This is a genomic window from Desulfosporosinus sp. Sb-LF (assembly GCF_004766055.1).
Taxonomy (GTDB): domain Bacteria; phylum Bacillota; class Desulfitobacteriia; order Desulfitobacteriales; family Desulfitobacteriaceae; genus Desulfosporosinus.
This window is the reverse complement of the sequence record NZ_SPQR01000003.1, coordinates 292,567-308,645: the sequence shown is the minus strand read 5'-3', so window position 1 is coordinate 308,645 and position 16,079 is coordinate 292,567. Positions and strand designations below refer to the sequence as shown.

10 protein-coding genes are annotated in these 16,079 nt (G+C 40.1%); 9 read left to right on the top strand and 1 reads right to left on the bottom strand.

Annotated elements, in window-relative coordinates; all coding sequences use genetic code 11:
- The first annotated feature begins 20 nt into the window (after positions 1 to 20).
- Entirely contained in the window at positions 21 to 1,553 is a 1,533-nt protein-coding gene (gene guaA, locus E4K68_RS06070; RefSeq protein ID WP_135378057.1) for a glutamine-hydrolyzing GMP synthase, read from the top strand.
- A gap of 486 nt (positions 1,554 to 2,039) precedes the next feature.
- Positions 2,040 to 2,855 (top strand): CorA family divalent cation transporter, encoded by an 816-nt coding sequence (locus tag E4K68_RS06060; protein WP_135378056.1) that lies wholly within the window; start codon positions 2,040 to 2,042, stop codon positions 2,853 to 2,855.
- Between the two features lie 130 nt (positions 2,856 to 2,985).
- On the opposite strand, the gene E4K68_RS06055 is transcribed toward E4K68_RS06060, so the two are convergent.
- A complete protein-coding gene (locus E4K68_RS06055; RefSeq protein WP_135378055.1) occupies positions 2,986 to 3,489 on the bottom strand; it encodes a type II toxin-antitoxin system HicB family antitoxin in 504 nt (167 codons plus the stop codon).
- A gap of 435 nt (positions 3,490 to 3,924) precedes the next feature.
- Here E4K68_RS06055 and E4K68_RS06050 point away from each other — a divergent pair, with 435 nt between their 5' ends.
- The 7 genes from E4K68_RS06050 (at position 3,925) to E4K68_RS06020 (ending at position 15,980) form a co-directional block, all read left to right on the top strand.
- Positions 3,925 to 4,692, top strand: a complete 768-nt coding sequence (locus E4K68_RS06050) for a hypothetical protein (protein ID WP_158291367.1) — start codon at positions 3,925 to 3,927, stop codon at positions 4,690 to 4,692.
- Positions 4,693 to 4,940: 248 nt separating this feature from the next.
- Positions 4,941 to 6,632 carry a methyl-accepting chemotaxis protein gene (locus E4K68_RS06045; RefSeq protein ID WP_135378053.1) on the top strand — a complete coding sequence of 564 codons (1,692 nt, stop codon included), beginning with the start codon at positions 4,941 to 4,943 and terminating at the stop codon, positions 6,630 to 6,632.
- A 23-nt stretch (positions 6,633 to 6,655) separates the two neighbouring features.
- Positions 6,656 to 6,958: an STAS domain-containing protein gene (locus tag E4K68_RS06040; protein ID WP_135378052.1), complete on the top strand. Its 303-nt coding sequence runs from the start codon at positions 6,656 to 6,658 to the stop codon at positions 6,956 to 6,958.
- A gap of 165 nt (positions 6,959 to 7,123) precedes the next feature.
- Positions 7,124 to 9,454, top strand: coding sequence for a PAS domain S-box protein (locus E4K68_RS06035; RefSeq protein ID WP_135378051.1), 2,331 nt, complete (start codon positions 7,124 to 7,126; stop codon positions 9,452 to 9,454).
- 548 nt (positions 9,455 to 10,002) lie between these two features.
- A complete protein-coding gene (locus E4K68_RS06030; RefSeq protein WP_243450276.1) occupies positions 10,003 to 11,694 on the top strand; it encodes a methyl-accepting chemotaxis protein in 1,692 nt (563 codons plus the stop codon).
- An 11-nt stretch (positions 11,695 to 11,705) separates the two neighbouring features.
- Complete coding sequence (locus E4K68_RS06025) at positions 11,706 to 12,008, top strand: STAS domain-containing protein (protein WP_135378049.1); 303 nt, start codon at positions 11,706 to 11,708, stop codon at positions 12,006 to 12,008.
- A 243-nt stretch (positions 12,009 to 12,251) separates the two neighbouring features.
- Positions 12,252 to 15,980: a PAS domain S-box protein gene (locus tag E4K68_RS06020; protein WP_135378048.1), complete on the top strand. Its 3,729-nt coding sequence runs from the start codon at positions 12,252 to 12,254 to the stop codon at positions 15,978 to 15,980.
- Positions 15,981 to 16,079: the final 99 nt, after the last annotated feature.

Below are 16,079 nucleotides of genomic sequence, written 5' to 3'. Positions count from 1 at the left end.
GGAAATGGTGATGATAAATAGTGACACAGGAAGTCGTTTTGGTATTGGATTTTGGTGGACAGTACAATCAACTTATTGCTCGCCGTGTTCGTGAGGCCCATGTGTATTCTGAAATGATTTCCTATAAGACTTCGGTCGAGGAAATTAGGCTCCGTCGACCAAAGGGCATTATCTTCTCGGGTGGTCCGGCTAGTGTCAATCAACCGAACGCGCCCAAGGTAGACCCGGAAATTTATAATTTAGGGATTCCTATACTGGGAATATGCTATGGTATGCAGCTGATGGCTGAACAATTGGGGGGATGCATCGAACACCCAGAAGCTAGCGAATATGGGAAAGCGATGATGTCAGTTAATACTGCCACAGCTTTATGGGAAGGCCTGGGTGGAGAACGTCCTTGTTGGATGAGCCACGGTGACTCTGTTAAGACGCTTCCAGAGGGCTTTGTGGTAGCAGCTCAGACGGCACATACTCCAGTTGCAGCGATGATGAATGTCGAGCGACATTTTTATGGTGTTCAATTTCATCCAGAAGTTAAACACACTCCAGATGGACAAGCAATGTTAGAAAAGTTTCTTTTCGATATTTGTAAATGTGTTGGGGACTGGACCATGGAGTCCTTTATTGAGTTGCAAGTTGCTGAAATCCGAGCCAAAGTCGGAACTGGGCGTATCCTCTGTGCATTGAGCGGGGGAGTTGATTCTTCCGTAGCGGCGGCTTTGGTACATCGAGCAGTAGGAGATCAGTTAACCTGTGTTTTTGTGGACCACGGATTTATGCGCAAAAATGAGGCTGAACAGGTCAAGAAAATTTTTACAGAGCAGTTCCAACTTAATCTAGTGTTTGTCGATGTGCATGAACGTTTTATGCAAAAAATTGCAGGGGTATCTGATCCCGAAACGAAACGCAAGGCAATTGGCAATGAGTTTATCCGTGTTTTTGAAGTAGAAGCGCTGAAGATTGGCAAGGTTGATTTCTTAGTACAAGGGACTCTTTATCCAGATATCGTCGAGAGTGGCACGGAAACAGCGGAAACGATTAAGAGTCATCATAATGTCGGTGGTTTGCCAGAGGATATAGAATTTGAACTAATCGAGCCATTGCGGATGCTCTTCAAAGATGAAGTGCGTGAACTAGGAATGGAATTGGGGATGAGTGAGGAGATCGTCTGGCGTCAACCGTTCCCAGGACCAGGTCTGGCGATCCGTATTCTCGGAGAAGTAACTCGTGAGAAACTGGACATTTTACGGGAAGCGGATGCTATCATTTTAGAAGAAATTCGTCGTTCAGGAATGTACCGTGATTTGTGGCAAAGTTTTGCTGTTCTCCCCTCAATCAAGAGCGTCGGAGTGATGGGGGATGGTCGTACCTATGAGTATCCCATTATCCTGAGAGCAGTCACGAGTGAAGATGCTATGACAGCTGATTGGGCAAAGCTTCCTTATGAACTCCTGCAAAGCATATCTTCGAGGATTGTAAACGAGGTGCAGGGAGTCAATCGTGTTGTTTATGATATTACCTCGAAACCTCCTGGGACGATTGAGTGGGAATAGGAAGGAATCCTTGAGAATGCAGGATTCATAAGGGTTTAAGCGTGTTTGAGTATTTGGTAGGTGGTTATGATTTCAGCCATTTTTTGGTGGCATCGTAACCACCTGTTTTTGTCTTTATCGGCTACTGATTTAGATTATGAGTTGGTAAATGAGGACGAAAAATGGATTGAATAGAGAAAAAGCCATTGATCAAGTCAATAGCTTAAAGGAAAACAATGTTGAATCATCCTTTTTAGGTAAACGATAACTTCATAACCTACAAATACGAAAACTTCTTAACCAGTAAGCCTTCGCATAAAGGCTTACTGGGAGATGGCCGTACCTGCGCGAGTATTCCATTATAACTCAGAGCAGTCACCAGTGAAGTGCTCTGACGGCTGATTGGGCAAGACTTTCGTATGACCTATTAGAAAGCATATCTTCCAGGAGTGTGAACGAAGTGCAAGGAGTCAATCGTGTTGTGGTTTAAGATGGGAGATTTTTTCCATGGAAATAAAAATGATAGATTTCGATTCCTGGAAAGAGGTTAATAGTTACCTAGAGCATTCCTTACAAAAAATAGATGAAATTAGCTTTAAGCAGTTAAATGATATTAGATCAAACAAAAGCTTTTCAAAGCAGTTAAATGATTTAACATTCTTCGTGAACCTTAAAGATGATCTTTTCCAGGCTAAGATCTTAATGGTCAATGATTTGTTTTTGTTTCACAAGAATAGCAAGTTAGACCGAAAGATAGAGAGCTGGAAATCAGGAAAACTGATCCAAACTGTACACGATATATTGTGTCTCATTGGATTTGAAGCTTTGGAAACAATCCAAAACAAAATCGAAGCCTTAGAGTCGTCTATGGATGCACTGGAAGAAGAAATTTTAGAAAACCCAAACAAGTCTCAACAGATGAGGATTATTAAACTACATAGAAAAGCTATAAAATTCAAGAGGCAAATCAATGAGCATTTGTCTATATATATTCGTACTAAACAAGATACTCCGCTATGGAACGAGCTTATGATGAATGTGCAGCGTGAACTGGATAACGCAAGGCAACTAGTAGAGCTAATGGAAAATCTCAGAGAAGCATATCAGGCATCTGTGGATAATAAATCAAACGACATAATGAAATTTCTAACCATCTTAGCTACGGTATTATTACCTATTAACATATTGACCAGTTTCTTTGGAATGAACTTCGAGTGGATGCCATTAATTCATAATCAGTATGGGATGTACGTACTCTACGCTTTAATACTCATCCTAGTATCGATAATAGTTATAGTATTAAAACGAAAGAAATGGCTCTAACACCCGGATAGAAAGTAATACGAATATACAAAAGCCCCAAGCCTAACGGCTTGGGGCTTTTGTATATTCGTATTTTGGGACAATAGGGCAATCAATTTGGAAATGATCCAGATTCAGGAACATGGCGCAGTTAGGCCGTTTCCTCGTCACCATTCCATTTATCCTTCCATCCATCCCATTTGGGCGCGGTGTCCAGTTGTCTTTTCATAGATTTACACTGTATAGTCCAAGGGCCAATACTAAGGGTAGAAATCTCCAGAGATAAATGAGTCATCATAATCCCTAAGTGTCTTCTAAATGCCTTATTACCTCTATCTACTGCATTGTCAAATTCCTCGATAATCCCTAACACTTCACTGATATCAGAGCAAATAGATCCATTTGATTTATTCTTATGTGATACAAAGTACCCTAGAACATTGAAGTCGTTCTTCTCTTGCTCATCCTCTGTTTGCTCCTCCTCCATAAATTGAAGTCCGTTAATTGTATCAAGTGCTTCTCTCAACTCTTCTGCTCTTTGGATTACCTCTAGGAGATCCTTTCCTTGTGTTTTACAACCTTTAACTTCAGGTATCTCTGCTAACCAAAGTCCTTCCTCATCAAGTGGGCTTGCAATTAAAGTACGGTTTTTCATATCTCAAACCTCCAAATAAAGAATTTGTGAGTTAACAGTTCAACACAAAACATGGAATACCCTTCCATAATTAAAAGTACTTTAGTCTTATTATGACTGATCATGCTTCGTTGTTACTATGTTTTAGCTTGTCAGACATTTTTCCCTAACATTAGAATATTATCATGGCACTTAGCAATATTAAATTTGCTATTTTTAAAGTGTTAGAACATACTATTGTTCCAAAACAGTTTTAGGAAAAAGAAGGATAGAGGTTTGGGAGTTTATATACAAATTATTACAGATTAAGAGGAAGATAGGGTTGAATGGACATATTTTCAAATAAACTGAAAATAAGGCAGGAATAAATTCCTTTATGTTGAAATAAGTATTCAACTTGTAATTTTATGAGGGGGATTATTTTGCTTATTTAGAAACAAGATTCGTAGATTAGGTATGTTAAAAACTACATACCTTGTCATTGCTTATCTTTTGATACTAATGACTATAATTATGTCCTTCGGATTTTACTACACGGCTTTAAAATATAAATTGAGCGAACGACGGCTTGAAGTCATGTCAGAAGCGATGCGCCTAAATATCGATCTCAAAACTTTTTACAGAGATATTATTTTGCAAGCCGATGATACAAAAGCCTCTTCCACTGAAAAAGTAATAGCTCTAAACCTAATTTTGCAACCTTTATTTAATGAAATTTCTGCACAATATCCGAACTACGGAATTGGATATTATGATGCAAGGTTTGATTCAGTGGTGGCAAAGGCACCCAATTTCGAACCTTCGATGCTACAAAGTATCCCAAGGAATTATCCATATTTCAATTCCTACAAAAGTGGTAAGCTCGAATTCATTGAAGAGGACTACACCTCAGTTTGGTGGAATCGCAAAAAGGTTATCTCTGTGACAATTCCATTTAGTGTGAGTGATAATTTAATCGGTCATGTATGGGCTAATATCAAAACGGATGATGTGTATGAGAGTGTATTCAGATATTCTTTGGTTTTTTCTGGAGTACTATCGGTCATTTTCTTCGTCCCTTTTGCGGTAACTTGGTTTATGACTGGCAAACTAAGAAAACAACTGAGTACATTTGCTCAATCCATACTGAAGAATGATGGTGCGCACATAGTAGCATCGAAACAGGTTCTGATGGTACAACATTCGCCGTTAAATTACCGATCAATCGTACTCCAACTACTTTAGAAAATGAGTTCGTTTGATAAGATATACTATATGTTGTAAAGTATTTGAATTGATTCATAAATTTTAAAAATTTAAAGGAATTAAGATAATTTTGTTTAATATATTAGCATAGATAATTCCTAATTATGGTGGTGTAGGTAAAGCAAGAATAAACTTTAAGGTTTTTACTTCTTAATGCTTTCCAAGAACCGCTTAACTAGAATTACAAGGAGGGAATCTGATTCTACTCGTGTAGAATTAGGCAATGAATGAAAATGACTTTAGCAAAGAAAATGGTAGCCTACTTCATTTTAGTAATTCTAGTGGCGTCAGTGGGATTTGGTTACACCATCCATGAGGGCACTCAGGCGGAAGTGTATGTCAACGATCTTAAAGGTAAGGTTCCAAGAATGCAGGTAAATAATGATATTGCTTATAATGCTGTTGCAGAGTCTTCCAACCTTAGGGCTTATTTGCTCTATGGAAAGGAACAATATCTGAATGAATATAAGCGATTAGCTGAGTTGAACGTGAAGCTTGAAGATGAGCTCATCAGGGATGCAGTAACGGAAGCTTCGCGTAAATTATCCACGGATACTAAAGTGCTGGATCAAAAATACACTGAAATTGTTAATACCAAGTTTATGCCTTTGTTGAAGGCTGGCAACAAACAAGCAGCCGTGGAAGTTGCAATGAATGAATTAGCACCGCAAGCCAGTACTTTGCTTGCAAAGATTGATGAGGCGAAGAGCTATCGAATCAATACGATTGCCCTGGCAATGAATAATACGAATAACGCCACGAAACTAGCGAAGGAAGCGTCCGTTCTGGCAGCAGTCTTAGTAGCAATTTTGGGGATTGTTATCGGACTTTTTGCAGCCCACAGAATTACAGCGCCTATCAAGGTGTTGCAAGGTTTGATGGCTGAGGCTAGTAATGGAAATCTACTGTTAAAAGCAGCTGTTAAAACAAAGGACGAAATTGGTCAGCTTTGCGAATCGTTTAATTCTATGATTGCTGCCCAATTAGAAATTGTAAAAGCGGTCAAGACCAGCTCGGTCGAACTCTCAGCCGCTTCAGAGGAAATGGCTGCTTCTTCGACGGAAGTAGCGGTAGCAACAACTAGTGTCTCTAAAAATATACAAAAGGTAGCTCAATCAATGGAAGACGCCTCCAATTCAAGTATGGAAACGTCACAAGTTCTCATCGAACTTTCAGCTCTGATTCAAATAGCAAAAGATAAGGCTATTTCAGCCAGTACTAAATCGGAAATTTCCATCAACGCTGCTAAAGCGGGAAAAGCTACTGTGAACGTGGTAATGCAGAATATGAATACGATCCATGAGAAGACAAGGGAAGCGGAAAAAGTGATCACGCTCCTCAATGAATACTCTCAAAAAATTGGGATGATTAATGAAACAATCACAGGCATTGCACAACAAACTAATCTACTGGCACTTAATGCAGCTATCGAGGCAGCTCGGGCTGGTGAGTCAGGCAGAGGCTTTGCCGTTGTTGCGGAGGAAGTTCGAAAATTGGCAGAACAATCTAATGCCGAGGCCAGAAATATTTCACAGCTTATTTCCAAGATTACTGAAAACACCGATAGTGCGGTTGTCGCTATGAAGGAAAGTTTGGCCGAGGTTGAAGTAGGCGTGGAAGAGGTCAATAAAGCGGGGGAATCCCTGGAGAACATTTTATTAGCTGTAACGGAAACTGTCAGCGATATTGACGGAATTGCCAAGGTTACTAACGATGAGGTAGCCTCGTCAGATAAGATAGTACAGCTAATCGAGGTTGTTGCTGATGAAATTGAAGGCACAAGTCATGACGCTCAAGAGGTATCTGCAGCTGTTGAGGAAACTACAGCAACCATCGAAACTGTAGCGGCAAGTTCCGAACAGGCCAGTTCTATGGCCCAAAGCTTGCATAGTCTAATTGCAAGATTCAAAATTGATTGAGTAAAGGAGGAGAGGAACATATCATGAAACATTCGATTACAGTCAATGGCAATCATGCTACGGTTCTATTAAAGGATAAAATATACGTTCACGATGCTTCACTGCTTAGAGATGAGTTAATTGAGCTTATAGAACAAGGGGTTACCGATATAAGAATGAATCTTTCTGGGCTCATCTACATAGACAGTTCAGGATTGGGGACGATGGTGACGATTCATAAACGCACTAAGGAGAAAAACGGTAGGCTCGTGCTTTCGGGTGCTCAAGGGCTGCCCTATGATCTAATCAAACGCACACGACTTGATAGGGTGTTCACCATTGAATAAGTTGACTCTCGGTGGGGTGGAACAATAATATTCGGTACGATAAGGGATTCATAAGATGAATTTCCTTGATGAGGCTCTAGGCTAAAAGATTGATAATCTGTGGGCCTAGGGCTACTTGTATTTGAGGTATTGTACTTCATTAATCGATAAAGGGGGTAAACCATTATGATTCATGAAAAACCTGAACACGCTGGAACGGGAGTTGTCGAAAAGCCAAAAGTTGCGAGTGATATTGTAGAATGGGAAAGATTAGAACTGGAGCTTGCTAACCAAAAAAGATTTTTGAAAAAAATGCTAGATACTATACCTGACCTCATAGTCTATAAAGATATCAACAGTGAATTTCTAGGATGTAACAAAGGATATGCTGAAAAGGTTTTAGGGATGAACGAGGACGAGGTTTGTGAGAAAAAAGTTTTAGACTTCACGGAAGACCGCGAGCGAGCTAAATTATGTCGGCAGAAAGACCAGGAGATATTTGTGACGGGTAAATCTCTGAAGTATGAAGAAAAATTTCACTTGATAAATGGCAGTGTTATGGACACTGAAACTGTAAAGACCCCCATAGTAGATGAAAAGGGAAAAGTTACGGGACTTATTGCGATATCTAGGGATATTACAGAGCGGAAAAGACTGGAAAAACAACTATGGGGACAGATGAAATACGCTGAGTTGCTTTTTAGAACGGTTCCAAGTGCTGTCCTTTCAGTGGATAAGAATAGAAAGATCATTCGATGGAACAAAATCGCTGAGGAAATCACGGGTTATACAGAATCTGAAGTTGTGGGTAAAGAGTGCTCCATGATACTACATGGAGTAGGTATTGAGGGTTGCGAACTGTGCCGCAACGCCAGTGACTCGCCCTTAATAAATCAGATGTGCAAGATTGTAACGAAAGAGGGTCAAAGCGGGCATGTTTTAAAGAGTATTGCCGTATTAAAAGATGAATTTGGGGAAATTAGCGAAAGGATGGAGTGTTTCGAAGATATTACAGGAATGATTGAAATGGAAGCAGAGCTGAGAGCGAGCGAAGAGAAATTCAGACAGCTTGCTGAAACCATCAATGAGATCTTTCTCATCACGGATAAAGAGAGAATCGTTTATGTCAGTCCTGCCTATGAAAGAATTAGTGGGATGACCTGTCAGAGTCTGATAGATGATCAATCTTCATTGGTTGAGTTGATTCATCCGGCTGACCGTGAGAGGATTCGAGCCTCTCTTTTTCAGGGCTTTGAGAGTATGAACGAGGTAACGAACGTGGAGTTTAGAATTATTAGACACGATGGGGAGATGCGGTGGCTCTGGCTTCGAAGCTTTCCGATATTGGCTGAAGATAACAATAGCCCGCTGAAAGCGACGAGTATCGTTGATATCACAGACCGAAAGAGGGTCGAAGATAAGCTCCGAGAGCGAGAACGGCAAACTCAGATGGAACTTTTATTAGCTGCACGAGTGCAGCAGGATTCTTTACCCCACCCTATTTCTGGAGATAAGGTGCGTGTTAGTTCGATTTTTGTGCCCCATAGTACGGTTAGTGGGGATTTCTTCAACTACAAGTGGTTTGAAGAACAAAAGATGCTATGTGGTTACATCATAGATGTGTGTGGACATGGCGTGGCTACAGCTATGCAAACCGCTACATTCAAAATGATGCTAGATAATGTTCTACTAACGGGTGAGGAAATTAAGGAGGGTGACATTCAGACTATTAATCAGAGAATCATGCAATATCTGTATGAGGATTCTTTTGTAGCCCTATTATATTTTGAGTTCGATCTACTAGCTGGTGTGCTAAAACTTATCTGCGCTGGAATAACGTTATTCTTGGCCGCTAAGCCGGATGAGTGTACTTTGGTTCCCTTATCGGGTTGCTATCTTGGTATTGTGAATGTACCAGAAATTGAAACGTACATAATACCCGTCAAAGCTGGAGAAATCTATTGCATGATGAGCGATGGGGTATCAGATCTGATCGAGTTAAACGGAATAAGTAAGCAGGAAGGGTTAACAGGATATATGCGTTGGTTTGAGGAACTAGCAAAATGTCCCGAAAGGAACGATGACTTTTCCGCTGTTTGTATTGAAATCCTCCAGGATCGCAAGGAAACAGATGTTTTAGATATAAAAGATGAAGAGGAACTCCAACGTGCCCAGGTGATTATCAGTGAGTTTCTGGAACGGAATGTACCAATGCATGCGCCCATGCTGGAGGTTGCTGTCAACGAAGCGATGAACAACGGTTTTGGTACTTGCGGGCGGGTTCGTGTTAAAACAAGGCGAATGGGTAGCAGACTAATCATAAGGGTTAAGGACGATGGTCCAGGCTTTAACGCGGGAGAAGTTACTGCAAAACGAGTGGCGGGCAATTATGAAAGTGAGTTTGATGGTCTGCTGGAGGCTGAAGGTGGACGTGGTATTTTCTTGATGAGATCATTTTGTGACAAAGTGATCTATAACGCCAAGGGAAATGAGGTACTCTTGATGAAGATTATTTAATCCCAAAAAGTATGTATGTAGAAATTAAGTCTTAAGGCCCTTAGGAAGAACCAGCAGAAAGGAAGTCCCCTGGAAACGTTTAAGTGGGAATACGGACCTGGAAATGCTGGATGAGTAAGAACTTTTTAGTTGTGTGTTTAAACGGCGATTTAGAAATCCTATATTAGGGACTTCTAAATCGCCGTCCTTGTTTATTAACCACAAAATAACAGAACCAGACTGTTTCCTAATTATCTTATCTAAGGCTAAAAACATTGTTTAATGTCGGAATTCAATTAAATAAAGGGATTTGGTTAATTATTGTCGAATAGCAACGCAAGCTCTTTATAAATGTGTTTTGTTAAGCGAGGAACGAAGACACTCGTCAATTGGTTATCTGAGGCGTCGTGACAAAGGCTTGTCCGTGACGATGATGAAGACCCTTCCATTTAATGGGAAGAAGCATCCCTTTACGTACGATTGTGGTGCGCGAAAACCGAGAGTCAATTTAGAAATCAAAAGGAGGGAAATCTGGTTTCTACCTATGTAGAATCAGGAAGCAAATGAAAATGACATTAGCAAAAAAAATGATAGCCTACTTTTTGTTAGTAATTTTAGTGGCGACCGGTGGATTTGCTTATACCATTTATGGGTGTTCTAATGCAGAGGTGTCAGTCGATAATCTTCAGGGATATGAAATTCCGCGCCTGCAGAAAACCAATGATATTGCGTATAATGCTACGGCGGAGGCCTCTAATGTCAGAGCTTATTTGCTCTATGGAAAAGAAGAGTATCTTAACGAATACAAAAGACTTGCTGATTTGAATTCAAAGCTTGAAGCTGAGCTCATTACAGAGGCGCGTACGGAAGACGCGCGTATTCTATCCGTTAATATTAAAGAACTGAATGATAAATACTCTGAGATCACTGAGAAAAAAGTCACCCCTTTGTTTAAGGAAGGCAAAAAAGATGCAGCCATGGAGATTGTGGTTAACGAATTAGCGCCCCTGTCTAGTCAAATGAGTGCTAAGGTTGTTGAAGCCAAAACTTACCGAAAAAATGTGATTGATCAAGCTATGAACGATACGTATAATGCCACGAAACAGGCTAAAATGGTAGCCTTAATAGCAGCAGTTCTGGTAGCTATTTTGGGAATTTTAATTGGACTGTTTGCCGCCCGCAAGATTACAGCCCCGATAAAGGTGTTACAAGGGTTAATGGCTGAGGCGAGTGGAGGAAATCTGCTAGTAAAAGCGGTTGTGCAGACTAAGGATGAAATAGGGCAACTTTGCGAGTCGTTTAATACCATGATTGCTTCGCAGCTGGAGATTGTTAAGGCAGTGAAAAACAGCTCTCTCGAGCTAACCGCAGCATCACAGGAAATGGCGGCCTCTTCGACAGAAGTATCAGCGGCGACGGTAATTATTTCTAGCAAAACTCAGATGGTTGCACAGTCAATGGAAGATGCCTCCAACTCAAGCACGGAAACTTCACAGGTTCTGATCGAACTTTCAGCCCTTATTCAGATCGCGAAGGATAAGGCTGTATCAGCCGGCATTAAATCTGAAAGCTCTATAAACGCGGCCGAGGAGGGAAAGGCCACTGTCAACGTAGTTATGCAAAGCATGAATACTATTTACAACAAGACCAGAGAAGCAGAAAAAGTAATCGCACTTTTGAATGAATACTCTCAACAAATTGGTATGATTAATGAAACCATAACGGGCATTGCCAATCAGACTAATCTGTTGGCACTTAATGCTGCTATTGAAGCTGCTCGGGCCGGTGAATCAGGCAGAGGCTTCGCGGTTGTTGCAGAGGAGGTCAGAAAACTGGCGGAACAATCTAATGCCGAGGCCAGCAATATTTCACAGCTTATTTCTAAGATCACCGAAAACACTGATAGTGCGGTTGTAGCAATGAAGCATAGCTTGTCTGAGGTTGAAGTAGGGGTAGAGGAGGTCAATAAAGCGGGGAAATCGCTGGAAAACATTTTGTCAGCTGTAGCGGAAACAGTAAGTGATATAGACGGGATTGCTAAGGTAACTAACGATGAGGTCGCCTCATCCGATAAAATTGTGCAACTAATCGAGGTTGTAGCCGAAGATATAGAGGCAACAAGCCGGGACGCACAAGAGGTTTCATCAGCAATTGAGGAGACCACAGCAACAATTGAGACCGTAGCGGCGAGTTCCGAGCAGACAAGTGCTATGGCTCAAAACCTGCACAATCTTATTACTAGGTTTAAAGTTGATGATTAAGGAGATAGATTATGAAACATTCGATTAAAATCAGCGAAAACCATGCGACTGTATTTATAAATGGCAAAATATATGTTAGTGATGCTTCCTTACTAAGGGATGATCTCTTAGAAATAATTGACCAAGGAATTACGGATCTTATGATGGATCTCTCCGGACTTACCTATATTGATAGTTCGGGATTGGGAACGTTAGTGACTATCAATAAACGTACTAAGGAGAAAAACGGCAGGTTTGTGCTGACTGGTGCTCGGGGGTTACCAATGGATCTGATCAAACGTACACGGCTCGATAGAGTTTTCACCATTGAATAATTAAATCAATTCGAAGACCATAGAATATATGCGAAAAAGAATTGAAATGGGATACCCTCCATGAGGCTCTAGGCGAGATTGATAGTCTGTTGATCTAGAGCCTAATTTGTATTAAGAGCAATCCGTTAATTATCTAAGTGATCATCCAAGTACTTCTAAATTGAAATGTCGGCAGGTTTGTTAATAGATTGTGGGACAGAAGGGGCGGCCATGCATGGTAAAAGATACAGGAGGTAACTCGTTATGATTATTGAAAAAAATGATCACACTATACAGTATAATCAATATAGGGACAGCTTTGATTTGCTGTTTAATAAAATAGAGGATTATCTTTTCATTTTAGATGAAACAGGTAGAATCATACGGGCTAACAAAGCTGCCTTAGAAAAATTGGAATATACCTTAGAAGAAATAATAAGCCTGAATATTAAGATGATTCATCCTTCGGTAAGACGTGAAGAATTACTGGAAATGGTAACAGGCATGTTGGTTGGGGATATATCCAAATGTTCAATACCGCTTTGTACTAAATCAGGAAGGCATATACCTGTGGAAACCCGTGTGTTCAGGGGAAAGTGGGAAGGAACCGATGTATTATATGGTATAAGCAAAGACGTTTCTGCGGTTAAAAAGGCAGAAGATCAATTAGCCAAAGCTTTACGATGTAAGTTATCCATGACGGCTCTCAGTAGGGTGGATACAGGAGAATATGTTGACATTAATGATGTCCTTGTCCAGACTCTTGGTTATGAGCGAGAGTATATGTTAGGCAAAAGTGCTAAGGATTTAAATATTTTTCTTGATCCGAAATTTAGAGATAATGTTATAACAAAAGTAATTGAACATGGGTGTGTTATAAATAGTGAAGTAAGGATTAGAGATAAAACGGGGAATATTTATAATAAATTATTGTTAGCTGAAATAATTGAAATTTCAAATAATAAATATTTGTTAACAGCGACTAGTGATATAACAGAAAGAAGAAAGCAAGAAAGGATGGAACAGGATTTAAAGAACATCCAGTTAATAATTGAAAGTATGCCGTTTTTAATTTGGTTTAAAGACAAAAACGGCAAGTATATTATTGTAAATAGAGTTTTCGAGGATTTTTACAAAATTAGTAATACGGAAATTGTCGGCAAGACTGATTTTAATATTTTTCCTTATAAAATTGCGCTGGAACATAAAAAGATAGAAGAAGAGTTAATAACGTCAAAAAAGAGATTATTGAATCCACTGAATTCTAATGAAGTGGGTGGCAAGTGGTTAGAAACCTTTGTTGCGCCGTTTTTTAGGGATGATGGCGAAGTTGCTGGAACCTTAGGAGTTGCGAATAATATTACAGTTCGGAAGCAACTAGAAATGGAGCTTGCTAACCAAAAGAGATTTCTCAAAACAATGCTTGATACCATTCCGGATTATATTTTTTATAAAGATATGAACAGTGCGTTTTTAGGGTGTAATAAAGCAAATGCGGAAAATGTTTTAGGTGTAAATGAGGATGAAGTTATAGGTAAAACAGATTTAGATCTTATAAAGGATATTGAACTGGCTAAATTTTATCGTCAAAAAGATCAAGAAGCTTTTCTGGCCGGTATAACGCTGAAGAATGAAGAAAAAATTGTTCTGACTAATGGTAGTGTAATAGACGCCGAAACAATAAAAACGCCTTTTCTGGATGAACAGGGAAACGTAGCCGGACTTATTGGGGTTTCCAGAGATATTACTGAAAGGAAATGGCTCGAAAAACAACTAAGGGAACAGATGGAATACGCGGAGTTGCTTTTCAGAACTGTTCCTAATGCTGTCCTTTCAGTCGCCAAGGACGGAAAGATCAATAGCTGGAATAAGATTGCCGAGGAGATAACCGGTTATGCTGCAGCAGAGGTAGTGGGTAAAGAATGCTCAATGGTCTTGCATGGATTATGTAGGGATAGTTGCGGGTTGTGTGGAAATGCCATCGACTCGCCGTTAATAAATGAGAAATGTAACGTTGTAACTAAAGACGGCCAAATCAGGCATGTTTTAAAGAGTATTGCCGTTGTAAAAGATGAATTCAGCGAAATTGTTGAAAAAATGGAGTGCTTTGAAGATATTACAGAAATGACAAATATGGAGATTGAGCTTAGGCAAAGCAATGAAAGATATGCAGCAATTGTAAATAATGCCCCCCAGATTGTAGTTATTCATAATAAAGGTATTGTTAAATTTGTGAATGATGCGGGCGTAAAAGTTTTGGGATACAAGGAAGATGAATGTATTGGGCGCCATATTAAAGGTTTTATGACTGAAGATTCTTTCATAATCGTTTCCTCAGCTCTGTTAGATAGAGCTAAAGAAACGACTGGTATCCCTTATGAAATAGAGCTTATTAAAAAGTCTGGTGAAATCATTAATGTGCTTTTGAAGGGTACAGATATAATTTTTGCACGTGAAGAGGCTACCCTGGCGGTTATGATGGATATTACAGAAAGCAAACAATTAAATGCAAAGCTGCGAGCGAGCGAAGAGAAATTCAGGCAGTTTGCTGAAACAGTCAATGAGATCTTCCTCATTACAGATAAAGAGAGAATTGTTTACGTCAGTCCTGCTTATGAAAGAATTATTGGGATGACCTGTCAAAGTCTGCTGGATAATCCACATTCACTTGTCGAGTTGATTCATACGGCAGATCGTAAGAGGATGCGGGATTCTTTTCCTCAGAGTTTCCGAAATATGAACGAAGCTACAAACGAGGAGTTTAGAATTTCGAGATCAGATGGGGAAACGCGCTGGCTCTGGCTGCAAAGCTACCCTGCACAGGGTGAAGATAACAATAGCCCCCTGAAAGCGACGAGTATCGTTGATATTACGGATCGAAAGAGGGTCGAAGATAAGCTCCGAGAGCGAGAACGGCAAACTCAGATGGAACTTTTATTAGCTGCACGAGTGCAGCAGGATTCTTTACCACACCCTTTTGCTGGAGCCAAGGTGAGTGTCAATTCGATTTTTGTGCCACATAGTACAGTTAGTGGGGATTTCTTTAACTACAAGTGGTTTGAAGAACAAAAGAAACTATGTGGTTACATTATAGATGTATGTGGACATGGCGTGGCTACAGCTATGCAAACCGCTACATTCAAAATGATGCTAGATAATGTTCTACTAACGGGTGAGGTAATTAAGGAGGGTGACATTCAGACTATTAATCAGAGAATCATGCAATATCTGTATGAGGATTCTTTTGTAGCCCTATTATATTTTGAGTTCGATCTACTAGCTGGTGTGCTAAAACTTATCTGCGCTGGAATAACGTTATTCTTGGCCGCTAAGCCGGATGAGTGTACTTTGGTTCCCTTATCGGGTTGCTATCTTGGTATTGTGAATGTACCAGAAATTGAAACGTACATAATACCCGTCAAAGCTGGAGAAATCTATTGCATGATGAGCGATGGAGTATCAGATCTGATCGAGTTAAACGGAATAAGTAAGCAGGAAGGGTTAACAGGATATATGCGTTGGTTTGAGGAACTAGCAAAATGTCCCGAAAGGAACGATGACTTCTCCGCTGTTTGTATTGAAATCCGCCAGGATCTAGAGGAAATAAATGTGTTAGATATTAAAGGCGAAGTGGAACTCGAACGTGCTCAGGTGATTATTAGTGAATTTCTGGAAAGGAACTCACCAATCCACGCACCGATGCTGGAGGTTGCTGTCAACGAAGCGATGAACAATAGTTTTGGTTCTTGTGGGCGGGTTCGTGTTAAAACAAGGCGAATAGGTAGCAGACTAATCATAAGGGTTAAGGATGATGGTCCAGGTTTTAACGCGGGAGAAGTTACTGCAAAACGAGTGGCGAGCAATTATGTAAGTGAGTTTGATGGTCTGCTAGAGGCTGAAGGTGGACGTGGAATTTTCTTGATGAGATCATTTTGTGACAAAGTGATCTATAACGCTAAGGGAAATGAGGTACTTTTGATGAAGATTATATAAAAGAGAGAAAAGTAGGTTTTCTTATGCCTCGTGCTACTTGTATTTCCATATTACGACAAATGATTACCTATTAATGGATATTATTTTCTTGCCATTTCA